Source organism: Runella sp., assembly GCF_965279615.1.
Taxonomy (GTDB): domain Bacteria; phylum Bacteroidota; class Bacteroidia; order Cytophagales; family Spirosomataceae; genus Runella.
The window spans coordinates 4,922,900-4,947,586 of the sequence record NZ_OZ257252.1; the positions used below are offsets into that span (position 1 = coordinate 4,922,900).

A 24,687-nucleotide genomic window follows, 5' to 3' on the forward strand; every position below is an offset into this window, starting at 1 on the left:
TTTGCGTCTCTATGGTTTCGGTCCGTCGATATGGCGTCTCTACGTGGCGGGGCCTTATTCGCTTCGTAAACTCTTCACCGGGTTCATCAGTGCCGCTTTGATGGCTTGAAAACTCACCGTCAATAAAGTAATAGACAACGCTCCGACGCCTGCCGCTGCAAAAACCCACCATGAAATCTCGGTTCGATAGGTATATTTCTGCAACCATTCACTCATGAAATAGTAAGCGATAGGAGCGGCGATAAAGCATGAAATGATAACCAACACCACAAAATCTTTAGAGAGCAATTGCCACAAATTAGTGACTGAAGCGCCCAGTACTTTACGAACGCCGATTTCTTTGGTACGCTGCTCGGCCACGAACGATGCCAATCCAAATAAACCGAGGCATGAAATAAAAATGGCGAGAATGGCAAAGACGGTGGCCAATGTACCAATCCGTTGTTCCTGACTGAACTTGTTAGCATATTCTTCGTCCACAAATTTGTAATCAAATGAAGCCGAAGGAACCAGTTTTTTGAATACCGCCTCTATTTTGGGTAAGGCATTGGCAAATCCAACGGTAGATTTGATTCTTATGGTCATTTGATTTGAAGCTTTATTGAAATCTAAAAAGTAAAACGTACCACTGATTGGCTCATACGGTGACTGAATCACCATGTCTTTCGTAACGCCCACAATCTGCCAGGTAAATCGTCCATCTTCTGTTTTAATGTATTCACCTATGGGATTGTCCAAACCGATGTATTTTGCAGCCGCTTCATTCAAGATTATTCCCGCCGAATCGGTTTTGTAGTCATTTAAAAAATCCCGTCCTGCTATTATTTTCCAGTCAATTGTCTTTCCAAAATCAGCTGTAACCTTGACTTTATTAAAACCCGAAGGTGTTTCGGGGGCTTTTCCTTTCCATGTATACCCTCCGCCACTATTCGATATAGCGGTCAATGGGCTATTGGAAAGCGCAACGTTTGCGACTGCTCCTGAATTCATCAATTCGCTTTTTAGTAAATCAAACTTGCCTTCATAATTAGGGTCATTTAAGTTGAGCGTTATCAGTCCCTCTTTGTTATAACCAACCGGGCGATTTTTAGCGTACTGAATTTGCTGATAAACCACCATGGTTCCGATAATCATCATGACGGAAACCGTAAATTGAACTACCACCAATGCTTTGCGCGGAACAGCGGCAAAGCGACCTGCTTTAAATGTGCCCTTTAATACTTTAAGAGGTTGAAAAGAAGACAAATACAAAGCGGGGTAAATGCCTGTCAGAATAGCGGTTAGTGAGATAAAAGCCAAACTGCTTGCCCAGAAATACAAATCAGTGAATGGGAAGGCAATGGCTTTATCGGCTAACCCGTTGAACCAACTTAAGGAGATGACTATGAATAGGCAGGAAATAAAAAATGCCAGTATCACTACTAAAAAGGATTCACTGAAAAACTGCCCAATCAACTGCGTGCGCAGGGAGCCGACCGCTTTACGGATACCTACCTCTTTCGCTCGTTTTTCAGACCGAGCCGTACTTAAATTCATGAAGTTGATAGAAGCCAATAAGAGTACAAAAGCACCGATAATACCAAACAACCAGACAAAGGTGATACGTCCGCCGGTAGGTCTGCCATCGGTAAAATCCGAATACAAATGCCATTGGTCCATCGGATGTACAAATAGTTGAGGCTTACCGCTTTCTATCAATTTAAAGAAGTCTTTGGGCGTATTTTTTGCATAAAAATCGTTAAGACCGGCCTGTGCAGTTTCTAAACTGACAGTAGGTTGAAGCTCCACATAGATACCAAACGAAGTGTTATTCCAGGAGTTTACATTTGCTTTTACCCATTCATTGGACGATACCCATAAATCCCAGGGAGAAAAGAATTGCACTTCGCCAAAACGTGAATTCTTAGGGATATCTTCATAGACACCGGTTACTTTTACATCAATCTTATTGTCAATTTTAAGGGGTTGGTTGATTGGGTCGGCGCTGCCAAACAGAGCTTCCGCCGATGATTTTGACAGGACAATAGAATACGGGTCTTTTAAGCTTTCATAACTTCCTTTGAGCATTTTTAACGAAAGCATTTCCAATATACCGGGCTCCACAAAATGGCCTCTTCTATTCAGGTTTTTCTCGTCAAGTTTCAACGTATATTCACCTACGCCCCAAGAAATTAAAACCTTCTTAAACAGATGATTATAATTCTCTTTCAATGCAGTTCCCATCGGAATTTGCATAAATGGACTGCCTTCGCTTACACCGGTCGTTGGCTCCGTATAAATAGAGCGAATTTGTCCTATCCGTTCATAATTTTTGTGGTATTTATTAAAATTCAATTCATCCCACACCCATAAACCAATGAGCATCGCCACGGCCATACCGGTCGCCAGACCGAAAATGTTGATGAAGGAGTAACCTTTGTGTTTCAATAGATTACGAAAGGCGATCTTGAAATAGTTGCGTATCATGTTTGGGCTGAATAAGTAAGTTGTTGGATAATCGTTTTTTCGTTTGGCCAAAGGCCGCAATAATTTGAGCGCACTGAGTGCATAGCGCCAATCTGCTTTTCGTTTCCCTATCGTCTGCACCCAGTAAACATACAGTTCGAGCAAGTCGCCCTGTACTTCTTCCCGTGTGTTGGGGTTGGCCCACCAACTTAGAAGCTTAGTGGCCCAGCGCGGCGGTTTAATTTGAGGGTTCATAATTATCAGTTAGAGATGTAAGGGAGAAACGGGGTTCGCAACGGTCGGAGCGTGGCGACACTGTTTATCCTTTTCACCTTACTTTGTTTTCAAATTCTCTACCTAAAAATGTATAGCTATTCCTTCGAGCAGCACTTTTTTAAAATAAATCTTTGTCAGGCCATCGCGTTGCCGGATCATTAATTGCGCGCCAAAGTAGTTGGTCTAAATCGGAATGGGTTTGTTCATTTTGATAACCGGTATTCGTGAGTATCGCCCAGGAGTAACCTAAATGCGTATGGGCCAGCAGGGTAGCAGTTCCCATTAGCTCTCCGAAATGGTACCAATTACGAAGATTGCCGGAAGTTGCCAATCTCCAGCCACAGGCGTATTCTTTGTTGGCTGTTGAAGGGGTGAGCATTGTCTGAAGGGTTGAACTATTCAGTATATCCTTTTTCTGTTTCAGTCCATCAACAACGACAATCAGTTTTACTAAATCCGTTGCAGAAGCAATCCAGCCGGCACCTGCATCCATTCTTGACAGATTAATAGTGTAGGGTTCATTACCTTCTTCATAATAGACTACTTCATTAGGTTTTTTTTCAGCTTTTGAATTGACTCCAATTTGCATGTCTGTAATGCCAATGGGGTGTAATATGGTTGAATTAACATAATCCGCGTAACGTTGACCCGTTACTTTCTCAATCACTCGCCCCAAAAGGAAAAAATTAAAGTTAGTATACGCAAAGGCGGTTCCCGGTGGTGTTTTTAACGTCTGATGGCTAAATACCCATGCTATAAGTTGTGATGAATTCAACGACGGCTGTATAAACGTAGGGTCATCTTCAGTGGGATTTTCTGTATTTCTTGACCAGCCGCTGGTATGATGTAACAGGTGATCAATGGTTATTTTTTTTATGTTCGAGTCATCAGGCAAGGGACCGTAATCGTTTCCTAAAATACCGCTATCTCCAAATATTTTTGAATTCAGGGACAATTTGCCATCCTGGATTAATTTCATAATGGCTATTGCCGTAATAGGTTTTGACACACTGGCTAATCTGAAGAGGCTTTTCGCAGTCACCTTTTCCTGTGTCATCACATCAGCAAATCCATACGCCTTCGTATAAATTAACTTATCGTCTTTTGCGATAGCAATCGACAACCCGGGTACATTATGCTTCTTCATATAAGCAATCACCGAATTGTCGACCTGAGTAATCGAGCCGGGCTGAGTTCGTTCCTGTGCAATTAGGCTTTCCCAAGCCGTATTTATCTTCCAATGTTTATTTTCGTGAGTACATGTGGTAATAGTTAAAACCAAAAAGATTACAATGGCAAGCCTACTAATAGTGATGAACGAATTAATCTTGTTTTTGGCAAGATTTCGAAAGGCGATTTTTAAGTAATTGCGTATCATAAGACCCCTAACCCCTAAAGGGGGATTTTAATTTTTAAAAAGATAATTTTTCCCTTTTTCCCCTTTAGAGACCGGGGGTTATTCCGTTTTTAAACTCTTTACCGGATTCATCAAGGCCGCTTTAATGGCCTGAAAACTCACCGTCAATAAAGTTATCATTAAAGCCCCCGCGCCCGAGACGGCAAAAATCCACCACGAAATCTCGGTGCGATAGGTATATTTTTGCAACCATTCGTTCATGAAACAGTAAGCAATCGGAGCCGCGATGACACAGGAGATAATGACCAAAACCACAAAATCTTTTGATAATAATTGCCACAGATTAGCTACTGAAGCGCCTAATACTTTACGTACGCCGATTTCTTTGGTACGTTGTTCAGCTACGAAAGAGGCCAATCCGAAAAGACCCAAACAGGAAATGAAAATGGCAAGAATGGCGAAGAAAGTAGCCAATTTGCCAATACGCTGTTCCTGACTGAATTTTTTTGCGTATAGTTTATCTACAAATTTGTAATCGAATGATGCAGAAGGTACTATTTTTTTGAAAACTGCTTCTATTTTTGGCAAAGCCTCCGTAGCACTGACTGTTGGTTTAATTTTGATAACTATTTGACTGGCTGCCGTGTAGTTTTTATCCAAAAAGAATATGCCTCTTTTCGCCGGCTCATAAGGAGAATCCATAATCATATCCTTGATTATGCCAACAATTTGCAAAGAATAGGTACCACCTCTTGATTTAATAAATTCACCGATAGGGTTTTTCAAATTCAAATATTTTGCCGCCGTTTCATTGATAATAATTCCCGAAGAATCGGTTGAGAAAATCTTTGAAAAATCTCGACCGGCTATAAATTGCCAACCCACCATTTTTCCAAAATCATGCGTAACATTCATGCAGGCAAAACTTGCCTCCGTATCAGGGTCTTTTCCTTTCCAACTAAAATCACTGGAATTGTTGTTGATTTTAGTCAAGGTACTGGATGACATGGCCATTTCTGCCACCATACCGGTATTTAATAACTCACTTTTGATTACATCGAGCTTTCCTTTGTAGTTGGGGTCGTTCATCGGTAAAGTAATCAAACCATCTCTATTATAGCCAATTGGCCGATTGCTCGCATATTGGATTTGTTGATAGACAATAATGGTTCCGATAATCAAAACCACCGAGACTGCAAATTGAACAATAACTAAAACCTTGCGAGGAATTGCCGCAAAACGTCCCAATCGAATTGTACCTTTCAGTACTTTAATAGGTTGAAAGGACGATAAATAAAAGGCGGGGTAAAGCCCTGCCAAAAAGCCGGTAAATGTAATAAATGTCAAATTGAGTAGCCAAAACAGTGGGTTAGAAAAAGGTAATGACAATTCTTTATCTGCTAATTCATTAAACCAAGAAATTGATAAACCTACGAGTAAAATTGCCAGAAAAAATGCCAATAAAACAACCAGAAAGGATTCGCTTAAAAATTGAAAAATCAAAGCTCCTTTTGCAGAACCAATTGCTTTACGAATACCCACTTCTTTGCCACGTTTTTCAGATCGTGCCGTGCTTAAATTCATAAAATTAATGCAAGCCAAAAGCAATACAAAAAGACCAACAATGCCAAATAACCATACAAAAGTGATGAGGCCACCGGCGGGCCTTCCCTCTTTAAATTCAGAATATAAGTGCCATTGGCTCATTGGATATAAAATGGCTTCTTTCTTAAAGCGCTTATCTACTCCAGTTCCAACCTTGTAGAAAACGTCTTTAATAGCTGCGTTTGCAGCTGAATACGAAATATTCGGTTGTTTTTGTACGTAAACATTATAAGAACTATTTCCCCAATCATCTATAGTACTCTTCATCCAATCGTTAGTCGAAACCCATAAATCCCAAGATGCAAAAAACTTCACCTCGCCAAACTTGCTGTTTTGTGGCAAATCTTCATAAACCCCGGTTACTTTAACATTAATTTTATTATCGATTTTTAAAGCTTTATTAATGGGGTTTTCTTTACCAAAAATAGCCTCGGCCTTTGTTTTAGAAAGAATGATAGAGTGGGGGTCGTAAAGAGAATTGTTGGAGCCACTCAGCATTTTTAATGAAAGCATATCAATGGCTTCAGGTTCAATAAACTCGCCTTTTGATATTATTTTATTTTCGCCGGATGAAAGTGTATAATCGCCCAGCCACCAAGCCATTAAAATATGCTTGAAATTTTGATTATAATTACTTTTAAGAGCTGCCCCCATTGGAAAAGGTACGGCATCACTATTTCTGATTGTATTGGTACTTTGGTCTAAGTAGGAATATCGTATTTGAGCTATATCGTCGTAGTTCTGATGGTATTTATTAAAACTCAATTCATCCCAAACCCATAAACCAATGAGCATTGCTACGGCCATACCGGTTGCCAGACCAAAAATGTTGATGAAGGAGTAACCTTTGTGTTTCAATAGATTACGAAAGGCGATCTTGAAATAGTTGCGTATCATGTTTGGGCTGTATATATAGGTTTTGGGATAATATGTTTCTCTTTTTGCCAAAGGCCGCAATAATTTAAGCGCACTCAGCGCATAGCGCCAATCGGCTTTTCTAACGCCCACGGTTTGCACCCAATACGTATACAGTTCGAGCAAATCGCCCTGTACTTCTTCCAACGTATTTGGGTCGGCCCACCAACCTAAAAGTGTGGTGGCCCAGCGCGGTGGTTTTTGGTTCATAATCAATTTTTTAAAAGGCAGATTTGCAAGCAAGCAAATGGGCAATTGTTTCAATTTGCCCCTTGCTGATTTGCGCCGCGGCGGACCGCTTTGCAACGTTGTTTTTACTCATTTCGTAAACTCTTGACCGGGTTGGAAACGGCTGTTTTGATGGAGTGAAAGCTGACAGTAAATAATGCAATTATTACTACTAAGAATTCTGCTGATGCAAAAAGCCACCAACTTATTTCAATGCGATAAGGATAATTTTGCAACCATTTGTTTGCAACCATGTATGCAAGCGGTGATGCAATGATTAAAGCAAATACAACGAGCTTTATAAAATCGCTTGAAAGTGTTGTAACAATTTGTTGCACCGATGCACCAAGCACTTTGCGTATGCCAATTTCTTTCGTTCGTTTTTCTACAGATAAAAGCGATAATCCAAACAAACCAATGCATGAAATAAATATGGTAAGTATTGCGCTGAATAAAATAATCTGTTTCCATTTTTCAACATCAGCATATTGTTTCCTATTTTCTTCGTTTTTGAACACATAAGCATAAGGGTCCATCGGGTAAAACTGCTGATATGTTCTCTGTATCCATTTTAAACTTGTAGCTGCCGTGTTGGGTTTTATCTTGATATAGTAGGTTCCATAGTTACCTCTCAATGAGAATGCTTGCGGTGTTATTTTTTGAGTCAATGGTGCAAAGTGATAATCCTTTACCACACCAATTACACTATAGGTTTCATTACTGTTTCCTAACATCTGTACAGTTTCGCCGATAGGATTTTTCCATTTTGCCGCTTTTACAAAACTTTCGTTCACAATAATTGATTGTGCAGAATCAGCAGGAAATGCTTTTGAAAAATTCCTTCCCGCTACCAATGGTATTTTTAGTAACGGCAAATAATTTTCATCAATCGTTTCATCAGCAAAGAATACGGTACCGTCAGTGAAATTTTTTGTACCGGTGCCCCGGTTGCCGGCATTCTTTATACTTACGCCAATAATATTTGGGTTTTTGAGCAATTCATTTTTGAAAACAAAAGCATCAGTATTGTCCAGGTTGTTTTTATTTACGATAACAAGATTACTGTCATCGTACCCCAAATCTGTTTTAGTTAATAAATTAAACTGTGCATAAATTATTCCGGTGGCTATGATTAAGGATGAGGCCAGCGTAAACTGCAATACCACCAACGATTTTTGCAGGTAATTTTTGCCTGCAATCTGAAAACGGCTATACAAAGTTTGCACAGGATTATAACCCGATAAAACCAATGCAGGATAAAAGCCTGCCAGCAAGCCTGTGATAATATACAAAGCAATATAACCTGCAATTAATTTTGCATCGAACAAATAAGCAATCGTTAATACTTTATTGGAAAGCCCATTAAACAACGGCAATAAAAATTGCACCAAAACGATAGCTAATACAAAAGCAACAGTGCAAAGAAAAAACGATTCGCCGAGAAACCGGACTATCAATTGTTTTCTATCACTGCCCACCACTTTGCGAATGCCGATTTCTTTTGCACGCTTAACAGACCTGGCAACAGTGAGGTTCACAAAATTGATGCAGGCAATCAGTAACACAAACAAGGCAATACCCGAAAGCAAATACGAGTACATCGGGTTGCTTGCGTTGGTGAGACCATTGCCTGCCGGTAGTTGTGTGCTCAGATGTATGTCAAGATACGGTTGCAAAAGATAGGTGCCCATGGGAATTTGACTCGGGTCGCCGCCATCATTTTTCAGCATTTCATAGAAAGTAGCTTTCGCATCTGCTACATAAAAACGCTGCATTTGATTTTCCACTGTTTGCATGTTTGCTTTTTCATCCAACACTACAAATGTGTTCAGGAAAAGGTTAAACCAATTATGGGTATCCTTTGCATCAGCATCGGATACTATTAAAGGCATCAGGGCCGTAAATTGTATAGAAGAGTTTTGCGGGCAACGTTTTGCAACAGCCGTTACTTTGTAAGGAACAAAGGCCGTATCTTCTTTTATCATCATTACCTTGCCGACAGCATCAGTGGTAGCAAAATATTTCTTTGCAGCATCTTCGCTTAATACAATTGAATGTGGTTCCGTTAAACAGGTTTTAGGGTCTCCGGCTAATAAGGGGAATGTCAATACCGAAAAGAAATTGGAGTCAACATGCAAAACGCCATTCTGTTCCTGCACTGCAGTTCCATTTTTTATGTCTTCAGAACCGCCCTGCACACGAACAAAAGATTTTATTCCGGGGACATTTTGCATAAACCTCGGCCCTTGTAAAAAACCGGTACTGCCAATTTCAAAGTAGCCTTTTAATCCTTTTTGCCCTCTTGCTATGCGGTAAATGTTGTTTGCATTTTTATGAAATCTGTCAAAACTTACTTCATCTTTTACATACAGCATAATCAGCATGGCGCAGGCCAGGCCAATACATAAGCCTGCAATATTGATAAAAGAATAAACCTTGTTTCGTGCAAGATTTCTAAAAGCGATTTTGAAGTAATTGCGTATCATGGTTGGGCTGTATATGTAGGTTTTGGGATAATGTGTTTCTCTTTTTGCCAAAGGCCGCAATAATTTAAGTGCACTCAGCGCATAGCGCCAATCGGCTTTTCTAACGCCCACGGTTTGCACCCAATACGTATACAGTTCGAGCAAATCGCCCTGTACTTCTTCCAACGTATTTGGGTCGGCCCACCAACCTAAAAGTGTGGTGGCCCAGCGCGGTGGTTGATTCCGATCCATAGTTTTGCGGTATAAACTAAGATTCTCCTTACACTTTCTGTCTTTATACGTTACACGCTTTCTTACTCTGCCTTCAATGTTCTTGCGGGGTTGGTTTGGGCGGCTTTCCATGAAAAATACCCCACTGCTCCTAAGGCAATACCTACAACAAGGAACAGCAGAAAGGACATGGCTAAATAGCCTATTCCATTATTAAATACGAGATAACTGTTCATGAACATTGCGATGGCTATGCCAAGAGGAATGGCGATGACAGTGGCAATGGCGAGTAATTTGATAAAGTCAGCCGACATCAGTTTGATGACTTCCCCAACAGTGGCGCCCATTACTTTTCGGATGCCGATTTCTTTCGTTCGTTTTTCCAAACTGTAGGTAAGGATGCCGATGAGTCCTAAGATGGCGATCACAAAAATCACAATGCTTTCCATGCCCGCAAACTTCATGTCTTCATAAGGATAGTAGCGTTCGTACATATCGGTATCCAACCATGAGGCGTTCATTTCGAGGTAAGGATTGTGTTTTTTCCACAGATCGTTCAGGGTAGATTCGAGTGCAATTCGATCCTCTACCGGACTGGTTTTTACACACATCACTTTAAATAAAGCGGGCCGATATTGAAAGATGACAGGCTCTATTTTATGTTCATAATCATAATGGCAGAAATTGGCAACAACTCCTATGATTGTCGCTGAAAGCGTATCATTTACCAGAATAAGTTTTCCAATAGCTTCTTTTTCCGAGCCAAGATTTAGATTTTCTACAGCTTTTTGATTGACCACGATCATGGGTGAAGTTTCCCCCGAATTACTTTCGATCAGATTTGTGCCTGCCACTATTTTCAGACCCATATTTTCAATGAAATTATGATCGGCAGCGTAGTAAAATGCCGGCTTTGAGGGCTCATTCTTTGTGTTTTTAATGCCTGAATACGTGGGAGCAATGCCAAAATTGAGGGAAGTATATCCTACCTTTTGCACCTCTTTGATCGCGTTTATATCAGTAGCAAATCGTTGATTCTGATTCCCAGCCAAATTAATGTTTAGGATGCCTTCACGTCGGAAGTTTTCATTGTCGTTGGCCATATAATCTATTTGATGATACGCATGACCCATGAAAAATATATACACCAATGCAATCGTAAACTGAACGATGATCAACGATTTACGAAAACCTATTTTTCCGAAACTTGCCGGCGAAACAGTACCTTTCAACACTTTTACAGGCTGATAGGAAGACAGAATAAGACTTGGCGAAGCACCCGCTACTAAACCCAGAATCAGGTTGAAAACGAAAAACAACAGAATCAGGTAACCCAAATGATCAATTTCCCACGTGAGCCAAGAAACATGCACCTGATTTTTAATAAACCATAATAACAACAAACCGATACCCAACGCTATGTAAGAAACCAATACGGATTCGGTCAAAAATTGAAGAATAAGCTGAGGTTTTGTAGCACCCACTACCTTCCGCACCCCTACTTCGCGGCCTCGGTTCATGGAGCGGGCAAGGGTAAGATTGATGTAGTTTAAGGAGGCCAGTAAAATGAGAATGAGCTGAAACCCTAAATTTATGTAGATGCTTCTGAGGTCTTGGATGTAGGGGTCATTTTCTAATATTTCCTTCGACGGTGAAATGTCGGCCAGATTTTGGGCTTTGAAATGCAGGGTTTTGCCGGCCGTCGTTCCGATTAATTTATTGATTTCGGTGGAAGTTTTTGAAAGCTGTTTGTCAAGGTCGATGGCCGTTCTGCCTTTTGTTAATTTTAAAAAGGTATGTGCAGTTAGCGTTGACCAATCCGTTTTTTTGTCATTGAGGGTTAAATAATCGACGATTGGTAAGATGACATCGGTACGGAACTGCGTTTTTTGCTGATTAAATGGTTTTAAAACCCCGACGATCTTAAAACCGCCATACTTTGGATGCTCTAAAAAATTGCCGATGGGATTGGCATCTCTAAAAAACCATTGGGCAGTTTCGTGGGTGAGAACAATGGTTTTGGGTTCAACGGGATACGTTCCTTTTTCCAATGGAAAAGAAAAGAGTTGGAAAAAAGAAGCATCCGTATAAATGGCCTTTATGTTTTTTGTTTTTATCCCATTGCTCAAAACCCACTTAGGATCTCGCACTACCGTTGCTGCGTTTTCGATACCCGCAAGATTTTCTTTGACATGCTTGGCCAATAGCACCGGACTTGAAGCCCAGTTTATTATTTCACCTTCTTTCCGATTTTCGTCGGTTATTACGCGCACTATCCGTTCGCCATCTTGGTGAAAATTGTCGTATTCGTAATAATTGACAATTTGAATTAAGGCCATCAAAGCGGAAGGAATGGCAAGGCTTAACCCCACGATATTGATCAGGGAAAAGAGCTTATATTTTAATAAATTCCTCCAGGCGATTTTAAAATAACTATTTATCATAAGGCTGTATAAGTTGTCAGTTGGGTAATGTGTCGATTCTTTTGGTTTCGCAAAGGGTCTTAACAGTTTGAGAGCACTCAGTGCATACCGCCAATTGGCCTTTTGTTTCCCCACCGTTTGTATCCAATAGTAGTACAGTTCCAGCAGGTCGCCGTGTATTTCTTCTGCCGTGTTGGGGTCAGCCCACCAACTCAGAAGTTTTGAAGCCCAGCGCGGCGGTAAAGGGGATTTAGGCTTATTCGTGCCCATATTATCCTCCCATCAATTGCAACATATTAGGAGGCAATGCTCCCCACAACTCTTCGCGCACTTGTTTTACTTCCATCAACGCTCTTCGCCCCAACGCGGTGACTTCAAAAAAGCGTTTACGGCGTCCACCTCGCTCGGCCGTGGCTCCGCCCATTTTCGAGGACAAAAAGCCTTTTTCTTCCAGCCGTTGCAGCGTGGTATGTATGCTGCTGAACCCAACCGCCCGACCCGTTTTTTGTTCGAGTTCCTGGGTTACGGTAACGCCATAGGCTTCTTCCCCAAGAATGGCAACGGTCAGTAAAACTATCTCTTCAAACTCTCCCAAAAAGGTTCGTTTCATGTCTTGTTTATATTTGATACGATAATGTCGATAAAATGCCGTGCCAACGAAAGTAAACCCATTGAATCCGGTATTTACAGCACTTTTTTATGAAAAATGGAAAATAGGAGTGTCCGCTTTTGGACACCTTTCAGCGTAAAAACGGACAAGGCAACCCGCATAGATTGCCTTGTTAAAATAGAAAAATAACTTGTGATAGGCAGATTCGCTGAGACTTCGCTATTTCTTATGGTCGGTCCAATGAAGGAATTCTTCAAATACGTTAGGCCAGAGTTTTATTTTTTTGCCGTTTATCTCTTTCTCATACGAATGGTTACAGCCTATACAAACGTTAAAGGTCAGATTGTTTTTCCTGTTTTGCATAAATTGTATGGGAAGCAAATAGGCGGTTTCAATAGGAGTGCTTTCATCTTCTGTAGCGAAATAGGCATAAATCGGAATATCCAACTTCAACAAATATTCTATGGGCGCTTTTTCAAAGGAAGACCAACGCTTATTTGTGTACCCCATTTGGTCAATATCTGTCAAATTTGGGTTTTTTATCACCGAGCTATACCAATCAATAATTCCCATAATATGTTGATGCGCAAGAGAATCCGATTGTTTTCCGGCCAATGATTCGATTCTGTTAAAGAGCGAAAATTCGTAAAAATTATTCAATACGTTTCCTGACCAAAATCCCAGATGAGTTATACTTTTATTTTTTAACGCTAATGGTGCCGCAATGGTGGCTCCCTCCGAGTGCCCATAAACGATTATTTTCTCGGGCTTTGCTAAATGCCTTTTGATTATATCGTTGATGGAAAGGTCAATTTGTTTTACTCGGTATTCGAGGTAATTTTTCTCCTGATATTCCTTTGGTACTGAAAGTTTACTTTTATCAAATATACCTGCTATACCCGGTTTTGGGATGATGGCGTAGGTGTAATTGGAGTCTAAGAGTTTATAATCGTCTCCAAACCATCTGGAAACAGAATATTCCCCCTTGTTTTGTGAATAAGAAAAAATAGGGTTTGGATCGGTCCCCTGAATATATACCACCAGCTTGGTTGGTTTCTTTTGATAATTCTTCAAATAATAGATGATAGTGTCCTTGTTATCAACCACTTGGCCCTGTATAAAATCGTATTTTTTTAGGGCATCGTCAATGGTTGGAATTGGTTTGGATTCCTGGGCTTGGGCAGCAGAACCGGCAAATAAAAATAAGTAAGGAAAAAATGTTTTCATGGCGTTAAGTTTACGGCAAGATGATAAACTCAACAAAATAGTTGCATGAATGCCTATTCTTTCTTTCCCTTTTTCCTATTCCGTCTTCAAGCTCTTCACGGGATTCATCAATGCTGCTTTAATAGCTTGAAAACTTACCGTCATCAATGTTATTATCAAAGCTCCTGCTGTGGATGCAGCAAAAATCCACCACGAAATCTCGGTTCGGTACGTATATTTTTGTAGCCACTCGTTCATGAAATAATAAGAAATCGGCGCGGCAAACAGGCAGGAAATAATGATCAATATCAAAAAATCTTTGGATAACAATTGCCACAGATTGGTCACCGTTGCTCCCAACACTTTACGGATTCCGATTTCCTTAGTGCGCTGTTCAGCTACGAACGAAGCCAATCCGAATAAACCCAGACAGGAAATGAAAATGGCCAACACCGCAAATAGGCTCGACAGTTTTTCGACCCGTTCTTCCGATCTGAACTTGGCATTGTATTCGTCATCGGCAAATGTATAATCAAATGGCGCGGTCGGAATGAGTTTTTTAAAGACTGCTTCGATTTTGGGAAGCGCCGTTGCTGCACTGACTTCCGGATTAATTTTGATGTTCAACCAATTAGGGTTGCCGGCCATAAGAAAGACCGTAGGCTTCACTTGTTCAAACGGTGATTCCATGACCATGTCTTTCACAACGCCTACAATTTTGAACGGTTTTTCTACATCATTGGTCATAAATTGGCTTTTCCAATGAACGATTTCCCCGAGGGCAACCATCGGCGTATTTTTCGGAAAACCCATCAACCGCGCGGCGGTTTCATTGATGATAAAACCCGCCGAATCGGAAGCAAGGGCTTTGGAGAAATTTCGACCCGCTAAAAATTCCCATCCTACCGTTTGGGCATATTCGGGAGTGATGGAAAGTGTAGCAAAATTTTCATTATCTAAAGATTGGCCTTTTCGGCTAAAACCGGTGTTGGCGCTCCATACGCCGGTGATCGGGCTTTGGGATTCGGCCATTTCCACCACAACGCCCGTGTTTTTCAATTCACTGCGCAGGACTTCTGATTTTCCGTAAAAATCACCGGATTTCATTTGAACCATCAACAGTCGGTCACGTGAGTAACCGATGGGACGGTTTTTGGCAAATTGCACTTGTTGATAGATGATAACGGTACAAATAACCAACGTGACGGAGACCGTGAACTGTAAGACTACCAATACTTTACGAGGTAACGATGCCATGCGTCCCCATTGGAGACCGGCGCCTTTTAAGACGTTAACAGGTTGAAAAGAAGTCAAATAAAATGCCGGGTAGCTGCCCGCCACCAGCCCGGTCAGAAAAATGAAGCCCAAACTGAATAGCCAGAAATATACATTGGTCAATGGCAGCGCCATTTGCTTATCGGCCAGTTGATTAAAGCCTGTCAAGGATAACAAAACCATGGTTAAGGCAATGACAAAGGCGATGATAACGACCAGAAACGATTCGCCAAAAAACTGTCCTATCAACTGCGCACGCAAGGAGCCAACAGCTTTGCGAATACCGACTTCTTTGGCTCGCTTTTCGGAACGGGCGGTACTCAAATTCATAAAATTGATACAGGCCAACAGCAACACAAAAAAGCCGATCATTCCTGTAAGCCAAACGTATTGTACGGGGCCATTATCGAGTAACCCATTTTTGAATGTGGAATATAAATGCCAGTCGCTCATTGGATGCAGCCACATTTGCGGATGGGTAGCCTCCTCCTCCTGCATGTCATCCAGCCCTTTAATTACGTTGATTTCGGAGTCTTTAATGACGGCAGTTGCTTTTGCAAAATTCGTTTCAGGCTTGATTTCAACATACATCCAAAGGGCATGATTATCCCACTTCTTTTCTTTCATAAACCGATTCGTAGCCAAAAAATAATCCCAGGAAGCCACAAATTGTAGGCCATAAAGCGCAGAGTTTTGCGGGAAATCTTCGTACACACCCGTTACTTTTACATTTAGGTCAGTACTGATTTTGAGCGGCTTATTCATGGGATCAGTATCGCCAAACAAAGCCTTGGCAAGGGAAGCCGAAAGCAAAATGGATTGCGGATCAGTCAATCCTTCCCAATCGCCTTTCTTCATTTCAAAGGTGAAAAGCTCGGGGGCTTTGGTTCCCATAAACTGCCCTTTGCCGGAAAGTTTCGTTTCGCCGGCCGTCAAAATATACTCGCTTGTATGCGTTGAGGTAACAATGTGTTTAAAACTTTCGCCATAATTGGTTTTCAACTCATTAATAAAAGGATAAGGCACGGAGGTATTCGTTTTTATCTCTCCGTTCATTTCCTGATTTTGCACTATCTGTGCAATTCGAGGGTAATTTTTATGGTAGGTGTTGAAGGATAATTCATCCCAAACCCATAAACCAATAAGTATAGCGACGGCCATCCCGGTAGCCAGTCCGAAGATGTTAATGAATGAATAACCTTTGTGTTTCAATAGGTTACGAAAAGCGATTTTGAAATAGTTTTGTAACATGGTCGGGCTGTATAAGTAGGTTGTTGGATAGGACGTTGGTTTTCTTTTAAGGTACCTCGGTTTCATAAATCCCAGTACTTCCCACCAATACAGCCAACGGGCGCGGCGCACGCCGATGCGCTTGACTTGGTAGTCAAACTCCTCGTGCAGGTCTCCCTGAATCTCTTCCAACAGGTGAGGAGCGCAGAAGAATTTCAGGAATTTGTCAGCTAAGCGGGGCGGTCTCATGGTTTTTAGGTTGAAAGTGTAGAAGAGGTTAAAGGCGAGAGTAAAATTGGTACTTTACACTTTCGCCTTTGACCTCTACACTTCTTCTTATTCTGTTTTCAAACTCTTTACCGGATTCATTAAGGCGGCTTTAATCGCTTGAAAACTCACCGTCAGCAACGTAATGGTCAGCGCCCCTGCGGCTGATACAGCAAAAATCCACCACGAGATTTCCGTTCGGTAGGTATATTTTTGTAACCACTCGTTCATGAAATAATAAGAAATCGGTGCGGCGAGCAGGCAGGAAATAATCACCAACACCACGAAATCTTTGGATAATAATTGCCACAGATTGGCTACCGTTGCGCCCAACACTTTACGGATTCCGATTTCCTTGGTGCGTTGCTCGGCTACGAAAGAAGCCAACCCGAATAAGCCCAGACAGGAAATGAAAATGGCCAGAATAGCGAAGAAGGTTGCCAGTTTACCGATGCGCTCTTCGGCTTTAAACTTCGTATTGTATTCTTCATCTACAAATTTGTAATCAAAAGGAACGGAGGGAACAATTTTCTTAAAAACAGTCTCAATTTTTGGTAGTGCCTGACTGATACTGATAGATGGATTGATCTTGATATTCACCCAATTGGGTTTTCCATTGATGGGTTTTATATAAAAAACAGTCGGCTTGATGGGCTCGTAAGGCGATTCCATCACCATATCTTTTATGACGCCTATCACTTGAAAATAGGCGGTATTTTCTCTGAATTTCCAACTGATCGTTTCGCCAAGCGGGTTTTGTAATCCCATGTATTTCATCGCTGCTTCGTTGATGACGATGCCCGAGGAATCAGTGGAGTACTCCCTTGAAAAATCTCTTCCCTTTATAAACTGCCAGCCTACGGTTTTCCCGTGTTCGTGAGTAACGGTCAATGTGCCTAAACTTTTATCCTGCTCAGGCTTTTTCCCTTTCCATTCCCAACCGTCATTACTTGAAAACACTTGTGTCATTCGCCCCATTGATTCGGATACTTCACTTACCGCACCCATATTTTTCAGTTCGGTTCTGAGTATTTCGTATTTGCCTGCAAAAGCATCTGATTTCATGGCGAGCATCAACAAGCCCTCGCGTGTGTAGCCCACGGGACGATTTTTGGCAAATTGAATCTGACGATATACCACAATGGTGCTAATGATGAGGGTAACCGAAATGGTAAATTGAAAAACGACCAAGACTTTTCGCGGTTTAAAGGCAAAGCGATCGACTGAGTTGATGCCTTTCAGAACTTTGATAGGCTGGAAAGAAGACAAATAAAAAGAAGGGTAACTTCCCGCCAAGAGCCCGGTTATGAGAATAAAAAGAAGACAAAGCAACCAAAAATAGGCATTTCCCCAAGGTGCGATTATCGCTTTAGCGGATAAATCGTTGAACCCATTGATCGAAATTGCTACCAGAAAAAGGGCGAGAAAAAAGGAGATAAAGACCACCAAAAAGGATTCACTGAAAAATTGGTTGATCAGTTGCCCCCGAACGGAACCTATCGCTTTGCGAATGCCTACTTCTTTGGCGCGTTTTTCAGAACGGGCAGTGCTCAAATTCACAAAATTGATACAAGCCAGCAGCAGCACAAAGGCACCGATAATGCCGATAAGCCAAATCATTTGGGTAGGTTCAGCATTTACGGCCCCGTTCTTAAAAGGATATAAATGCCAATTCCGCATTGGGTGCAAAAATACCTGCGGGTTTTCGGCAACTTTGTCTTTCAGTTCGCCGATATTTTTCAGTTCGGCCTCTTTGATTGTTTTGGAAACTTTCTCAAAGTCAGTAGTTGGTAAAATCTCTGTATAAACTTTTAAGAAATGATTATGCCAATCTTGAATAGCTTTTTTTACCCAATCATTGTCCGAAACCCATAAATCAAACGGGGCGAGAAATTTGATGTCGTTGAAATCTGAGTTAAGCGGTAAGTCTTCATAAACGCCCGTTACTTTTACCTCTAACTTATTGTTGATCTTCATCAACTGATTAAGCGGGTCAGCAGCACCAAACAGTGCTTGTGCCGTAGAGACCGAAATTAAAATGGAATGAGGGTCTTTAAGGCCGGACCAATTGCCGTAAACCATTTTTAGTGAAAGCATTTCAGGGCCTTCTGTTTCCATAAACTGCCCTTTTCTTGTAAATTTATTCTCACCGGCCGTCAATATATATTCCGCTGCATTTGAGGCCGTTACGATGTGTTTAAAATTAGTTTGATAGTTTGTTTTTAATTCAGTTGCCAGCGGATATTGCACAGAGGTCGAATATCCAACTTTTCCTTCGTCTGTTTCTTTTATCATCACTTGGGCTATTCGCTCATAGTTTTGGTGATATTTATTGAAACTCAACTCGTCCCAAACCCAAAGCCCAATCAGGATAGCCACCGCCATTCCCGTAGCCAATCCGAAGATATTGATGAACGAGTGACCTTTGTGTTTCAGCAGGTTACGAAATGCAATTTTGAAGTAGTTGCGTAGCATGGTCGGGCTGTATAAGTAGGTGGTTGGAAATTCCGTTGGTTTACGTTTGATATATCTCGGTTTTATAAATCCCAGGACTTCCCACCAATACAGCCAACGAGCGCGTCGCACACCGATTCGCTTGACTTGGCAGTCAAATTCTTCGTGCAAATCTCCTTGAATGTCTTCCAATAAGTGAGGTGCGCAGAACCATTCAAGGAGTTTGTCAGCTAAGCGGGGCGGTTTCATAGTTTTCAGGTTGAAAGTGGAAGGTGAGAAGTAAAAAGGTACTTTACACTTTCTACTTTCACCTTTACACTCATTCTTTTATTCCGTTTTCAAACTCTTTACCGGATTCATCAATGCGGCTTTAATGGATTGGAAACTCACCGTCAGTAAGGTAATGCTAACGGCCAAGATGGCCGTACCCACAAAGATCCACCACGAAATTTCCGTTCGGTACGTGTATTTTTGTATCCAGTCACTCATAAAGTAATAGGCAATGGGAGCCGAGATAAGACAGGAAATGATCACCAAGACCACAAAATCTTTGGACAGTAGGCTCCAAAGGTTAGTGACGGAAGCGCCCAATACTTTACGAATTCCGATCTCTTTGGTGCGCTGCTCAGCCACGAACGACGCCAACCCGAAAAGCCCAAGGCATGAAATAAAGATAGCAAGTATGGCAAAAAAGGCGGCCAGTTTACCGAAACGTACTTCGGTGGCGAATTTCAAGGCGTATTCCTGATCAGCAAATTTATAGTCAAAGGGAGCCGATGGAATCAGTTTTTTGAAAACAGCTTCAATTTTTGGCAATGCTTCACTTACACTGACATTAGGATTGATCTTAATGTTTATCCAATTGACTCCGCCGTGGCCTTTTATCATAAAAATGGTTGGATTGATGGGCTCATAAGGAGATTCCATAACCATATCTTTCACCACTCCTAAAATAGTAAAATGCTTTGTTTCAAGGTCCTGAAATTTCCAACTGACATGTTCTCCAACAGGATGCTTTAGCCCCATGTACTTAACGGCGGCTTCGTTGATGACCATTCCGGCCGAATCGGAGGTAAATGCTCGTGAAAAGTCTCTTCCCTGTACAAATTGCCAGCCTACGGTTTTCCCGTATTCGGGCGTCACGACCAGCGTTCCAAAACTTTCATCGGCGGATGGGTGCTTGCCTTTCCACTCAAAACCATCATTTCCTGACCATACTTCGGTCACTTTCCCCATGGATTGAGACATTTCATTAACCACTCCCGTATTTTTCAATTCAGATCTGAGCAAGTCATATTTTCCATAAAAATCACCGGATTTCATTTCCATCATGAGTAATCCATCTCGACTGTAACCCACGGGCCTATTTTGAGCAAACTGAATTTGCCGATAAACGATAATGGTGCAAATGATCAGCGTTGCGGAAACCGTAAACTGAGTTACTACCAATACTTTGCGCGGAGTGGAAGCAAAACGCCCCACTCGAAGTGTACCTTTCAATACTTTTACCGGCTGAAAAGAAGATAAATACAGCGCCGGATAACTTCCTGCCAATAAACCGGTTATGAAAATAAAGCCCAAACTGATAAGCCAAAAAGAAAGATGCTGATAAGGCATTGTCATTTGTTTGGCTGACAAATCATTGAACCACGGCAAACTCAGCGCGACCAGAAGCAGGGATAAGAGGAAAGCAAAAATGACCACTAAATAAGACTCGCTGAAAAATTGCCCGATCAATTGTCCACGCATCGAACCAACAGACTTACGAACACCTACTTCTTTGGCGCGTTTTTCGGAGCGGGCTGTACTTAAATTCATAAAATTGATGCACGCCAGCAGCAGTACAAATGCGCCGATGATACCGATGAGCCGAACCATTTTCATAGGCTCCGGATCTAACAGCCCGCGCTTATAATTATGCAAATGCCAATCGCTCATCGGATGCAGAAATACCTCCGGTTTTAATTTTTGCTGCTCTTTAAAATTGGCAAGATTTTTCAGTTCGGCCTCTTTGATGTTGGCAGAGATCTTTTCAAAGTCAGTACCCGGCTTAATTTCAACGTAGATTTTCAAAAAATGATTATCCCAGTCTGTCATAGCGCGTTCTTTGATCCACGGATTTTCAGAAACCCATAAGTCGAAAGGAGAGAGGAATTTAATAGGGTTGAATTGAGTATTCAGCGGCATATCCTCGTATACGCCCGTCACCTTGACATCAATCTTGTTATTGATTTTCATAAATTGATTGATGGGGTCGGCATCTCCAAAAAGTGCTTTGGAAGTTGAGGCCGAAATCAGGATAGAGTGCGGATCACGCAACCCCTCCCGAGAGCCATAGAGCATTTTCAGGGTAAGCATTTCGGGCGCGTTAGGCTCCATGAACAGCCCCTTTCGTGATAGTTTCTTTTCTCCTGCCGAAAGCACATTATCAACCTCCCACGAAGCCATGACAATGTGTTTAAAATTATTTTGGTAATTGGTTTTAAGCTCAGTTCCCAAAGGATACTGCAATGAGCTATTGATACCAATGCCGTGCTCCCCAAAAGTACGCGACCTTACCTGTGCGATACGATCATAGTTTTTGTGGTAGGTATTGAAGGATAATTCATCATATATCCATAAACCGATGAGCATCGCCACGGCCATGCCGGTAGCTAATCCGAAGATATTGATGAACGAGTAACCTCTGTGTTTCAACAGATTACGAAAAGCGATTTTGAAGTAGTTTTGTAACATGGTCGGGCTGTATAAGTAGGTTGTTGGATAGATTGATGGCTTTCTTTTAACATAGCTCGGTTTCATAAATCCCAGTACTTCCCACCAATACAGCCAACGGGCGCGGCGCACTCCGATGTGCTTGACTTGGTAAGCAAACTCCTCGTGCAAATCACCTTGTATATCTTCAAGTAAATGAGGTGCGCAGAACCATTGAAGGAATTTGTCAGCTAAGTGAGGCGGTCTTACGATTCCGGGTTTCATGATTTTTAGGTTGAAAGTGTAGAGGTAAAAGTGGAAGGGTTATTTTACTTTACCCTTTTACCTCTCACTTATTCTGTTTTCAAACTTCTCACCGGATTCATCAACGCGGCCTTAATGGCTTGAAAACTAACGGTTAATAGCGTAATGGCTAAAGCACCCACAGCCGATAGCACAAAGACCCACCAACTGATGTCGGTATGGTATTCATATTTTTGAACCCAGTTATCCATGAAATAGTAAGCAATCGGAGAGGAGATCAGGCACGAAATGATGACCAACAATACAAAGTCTTTGGAAAGCAAACCCCACAAATTGCTTACCGAAGCGCCCAATACTTTGCGAATGCCGATCTCTTTGGTGCGTTGCTCGGCCACGAAAGAGGCCAATCCGAACAGACCTAAACAGGAAATGAAAATGGCCAAAACGGCGAAGAAGGTAGCCAGTTTGCCGATGCGTTCTTCGTCGCTGAATTTTTTAGCGTATTCTTCGTCCGCAAATTTGTAGTCAAAAGGGGCTGAAGGGTTATGCTTCTTGAAAACAACCTCAAGCCTCGCCAATGCCTCGCGCGAACTGATGGCAGGATTGATTTTGATATTAATGACACCGACATCATTGTAATCCAACACAAAGGAAGTACGAAAAACAGGGCTGTACGGAGACTGCATCACCAAATCTTTCACTACGCCAATGACGTGAAACGATTTTTCGTTGATTTTTACGATTTCACCAATCGGCTTTTTAAGCCCCATAAATTTGATGGCCGTTTCGTTCAAAATAATTCCCGAAGAATCCAATGCAAATTCTCTCGAAAAATCGCGGCCTTCTTTAAACTCCCAACCAATGGTTTTTCCAAAGTCGTGCGTGACCGATACGGCCGCAAAATTGCCCTGAATGGAAGGGTCTTTGCCGCGCCAATCGTAGCCGTTATTAATTGCCCAAATGGAAGTGATCGGGCTGGATGATTCCGACATCTCAGTGACGGCGCCCGTTTTCAATAAATCATTTCTAAGCACATCGTAATGGCCCACCAGATCGGGCGTATTGATTGGCACCGTTAGTAATCCGTCGCGGCTGTAGCCGATAGGTCGGCTTTTAGCGTATTGGATTTGACGAAATACTACAATCGTGCCAATAATCAGCGTAACAGAAACCGTAAATTGTACCACTACCAAAATTTTACGAGGCACCGCTGCAAAACGCCCCACTCTGAAAGTGCCTTTCAGCACTTTTATGGGTTGAAAGGAAGATAGATACAAGGCCGGATAGCTGCCTGCAATCAAACCGGTCAATAACGTAAAACCGATTCCTAAGAGCCAAAACAGCGGGTTTGTCCACAAAATGGACATTTGCTTGTCGGCAACTTCATTGAAAGCAGGTAATATAAGTTGTACCAAAAGCAAAGACAACACAAAAGCCACCACCACTACTAAAAGCGATTCGCTGAAAAATTGGTTGATTAACTGTCCGCGCACTGAGCCTACCGCTTTGCGAATACCGACTTCTTTGGCGCGTTTTTCACTTCTGGCCGTACTCAAATTCATGAAATTAATGCAGGCTAACAACAGTACAAATGCCCCAACAATCCCGAACAACCATACAAATTCAATGCGCCCTCCTGTATTTATCCCGTTTTTAAATTCGGAGTACAAATGCCATTGGCTCATCGGATGCAGAAAAACTACGGGCTTAAAAGGTCTTTCTTCGGGGCGGATTTTGTTGAACTTTACATTTTTGATTTTGGCGGATACCTGTGCCATGTCGGCATTGTCGGCCAATTGTGCATAGGTCTGAGTAAAATTGCTGCGCCACGGATTGGTTTTTTCCCTGATCCACGGATTGCTGTCAAGGTACAACTCCCACGGAAGAATGAACGATAAATCCCTGAAATCGGAATTGTAAGGCAAATCCGCGTACACGCCCGTCACTTTTACGTTCAGTTTGTTATCCACTTTCATGAGTTTCCCCACGGGATCGGCGTCGCCGAAATACGCTTTCGCTACCGACTCGGAAAGCAAAATGGAATTCATGTCTTTCAAACCCGACCGCGTTCCCTGAAGCATTTTCAGGCTCAACATTTCGGTAATGGCCGGTTCGAAGAAATTACCGGTTTTGGTCAGTTTCTTCTCTTCAAAAGTCAGTAGATGATCTCCCATCCATGAGGATTGGACCACATGCTTGAAATCACTGCCGTACTTATCCAATATCTCAGGGCCCATCAGGTACGGATTGGCCGTTTGGGTATTGATCTCACCGTCAAACGTCTGATGTTGCATTACCTGAGCGATGCGTTCGTAATTTGGGTAGCTTTTGTTGTAAGCTAATTCATCGTAGATCCACAAACCGATGAGCATGGCGACGGCCATCCCGGTTGCCAATCCAAAGATGTTGATAAAAGAGTAGCCTTTGTGTTTCAATAGGTTACGTAAAGCGATTTTAAAATAGTTGCGGATCATGTTTGGACTGTATAAATACGTTTGTGGAAATTCACTTTGTAATCTTCTGATATAAGCCGGCTTGACAAACCCCAGCACTTCCCACCAATAAAGCCAACGGGCGCGGCGCTCACCAATGCGCTTGACTTGGTAGTTAAACTCTTCATGCAAATCGCCCTGCACATCCTCCAGTAAATGAGGTGCGCAGAACCATTCCAGAAGACGGTCAGCTAAGCGAGGCGGTTTGATTTGGGATTTCATGCTTCTTAAGTGTAAAGTGGAAGGGTAA

At 42.0% G+C, this 24,687-nt stretch carries 11 protein-coding genes; all 11 read right to left on the bottom strand.

Annotated elements, in window-relative coordinates; genetic code table 11:
* Positions 1-54: 54 nt before the first annotated feature.
* Positions 55-2,700: an ABC transporter permease gene (locus tag ACQY73_RS20885; RefSeq protein ID WP_428654533.1), complete on the bottom strand. Its 2,646-nt coding sequence runs from the start codon at positions 2,698-2,700 to the stop codon at positions 55-57.
* 139 nt (positions 2,701-2,839) lie between these two features.
* Positions 2,840-4,099 carry a serine hydrolase gene (locus ACQY73_RS20890; RefSeq protein WP_428654535.1) on the bottom strand — a complete coding sequence of 420 codons (1,260 nt, stop codon included), beginning with the start codon at positions 4,097-4,099 and terminating at the stop codon, positions 2,840-2,842.
* Between the two features lie 78 nt (positions 4,100-4,177).
* On the bottom strand, positions 4,178-6,808 hold the full coding sequence (locus ACQY73_RS20895; protein ID WP_428654537.1) for an ABC transporter permease: 2,631 nt from the start codon (positions 6,806-6,808) through the stop codon (positions 4,178-4,180).
* A gap of 104 nt (positions 6,809-6,912) precedes the next feature.
* On the bottom strand, positions 6,913-9,543 hold the full coding sequence (locus ACQY73_RS20900; protein WP_428654540.1) for an ABC transporter permease: 2,631 nt from the start codon (positions 9,541-9,543) through the stop codon (positions 6,913-6,915).
* A gap of 62 nt (positions 9,544-9,605) precedes the next feature.
* Positions 9,606-12,215 (bottom strand): permease prefix domain 2-containing transporter, encoded by a 2,610-nt coding sequence (locus ACQY73_RS20905; protein ID WP_428654542.1) that lies wholly within the window; start codon positions 12,213-12,215, stop codon positions 9,606-9,608.
* A gap of 1 nt (position 12,216) precedes the next feature.
* The gene (locus ACQY73_RS20910; protein ID WP_428654544.1) at positions 12,217-12,555 is read right to left on the bottom strand and encodes a PadR family transcriptional regulator; all 339 of its coding nucleotides are present in this window, start codon (positions 12,553-12,555) and stop codon (positions 12,217-12,219) included.
* Between the two features lie 219 nt (positions 12,556-12,774).
* Positions 12,775-13,782, bottom strand: a complete 1,008-nt coding sequence (locus ACQY73_RS20915; protein WP_428654546.1) for a hypothetical protein — start codon at positions 13,780-13,782, stop codon at positions 12,775-12,777.
* A 75-nt stretch (positions 13,783-13,857) separates the two neighbouring features.
* A complete protein-coding gene (locus tag ACQY73_RS20920; protein WP_428654548.1) occupies positions 13,858-16,515 on the bottom strand; it encodes an ABC transporter permease in 2,658 nt (885 codons plus the stop codon).
* 87 nt (positions 16,516-16,602) lie between these two features.
* Positions 16,603-19,236: a permease prefix domain 2-containing transporter gene (locus ACQY73_RS20925; RefSeq protein WP_428654550.1), complete on the bottom strand. Its 2,634-nt coding sequence runs from the start codon at positions 19,234-19,236 to the stop codon at positions 16,603-16,605.
* Positions 19,237-19,314: 78 nt separating this feature from the next.
* The gene (locus ACQY73_RS20930) at positions 19,315-21,966 is read right to left on the bottom strand and encodes a permease prefix domain 2-containing transporter (protein ID WP_428654552.1); all 2,652 of its coding nucleotides are present in this window, start codon (positions 21,964-21,966) and stop codon (positions 19,315-19,317) included.
* Positions 21,967-22,034: 68 nt separating this feature from the next.
* A complete protein-coding gene (locus ACQY73_RS20935; RefSeq protein ID WP_428654554.1) occupies positions 22,035-24,659 on the bottom strand; it encodes an ABC transporter permease in 2,625 nt (874 codons plus the stop codon).
* Positions 24,660-24,687: the final 28 nt, after the last annotated feature.

Excerpts from the sequence above, each read along its gene's own strand:
- ACQY73_RS20890 (WP_428654535.1), bottom strand. The coding sequence starts at position 4,099 with ATGATACGCAATTACTTAAAAATCGCCTTTCGAAATCTTGCCAAAAAC.
- ACQY73_RS20885 (WP_428654533.1), bottom strand. The coding sequence starts at position 2,700 with ATGAACCCTCAAATTAAACCGCCGCGCTGGGCCACTAAGCTTCTAAGT.
- ACQY73_RS20900 (WP_428654540.1), bottom strand. The coding sequence starts at position 9,543 with ATGGATCGGAATCAACCACCGCGCTGGGCCACCACACTTTTAGGTTGG.
- ACQY73_RS20905 (WP_428654542.1), bottom strand. The coding sequence starts at position 12,215 with ATGGGCACGAATAAGCCTAAATCCCCTTTACCGCCGCGCTGGGCTTCA.
- ACQY73_RS20925 (WP_428654550.1), bottom strand. The coding sequence starts at position 19,236 with ATGAAACCGCCCCGCTTAGCTGACAAACTCCTTGAATGGTTCTGCGCA.
- ACQY73_RS20935 (WP_428654554.1), bottom strand. The coding sequence starts at position 24,659 with ATGAAATCCCAAATCAAACCGCCTCGCTTAGCTGACCGTCTTCTGGAA.
- ACQY73_RS20895 (WP_428654537.1), bottom strand. The coding sequence starts at position 6,808 with ATGAACCAAAAACCACCGCGCTGGGCCACCACACTTTTAGGTTGGTGG.
- ACQY73_RS20915 (WP_428654546.1), bottom strand. The coding sequence starts at position 13,782 with ATGAAAACATTTTTTCCTTACTTATTTTTATTTGCCGGTTCTGCTGCC.
- ACQY73_RS20910 (WP_428654544.1), bottom strand. The coding sequence starts at position 12,555 with ATGAAACGAACCTTTTTGGGAGAGTTTGAAGAGATAGTTTTACTGACC.
- ACQY73_RS20920 (WP_428654548.1), bottom strand. The coding sequence starts at position 16,515 with ATGAGACCGCCCCGCTTAGCTGACAAATTCCTGAAATTCTTCTGCGCT.
- ACQY73_RS20930 (WP_428654552.1), bottom strand. The coding sequence starts at position 21,966 with ATGAAACCCGGAATCGTAAGACCGCCTCACTTAGCTGACAAATTCCTT.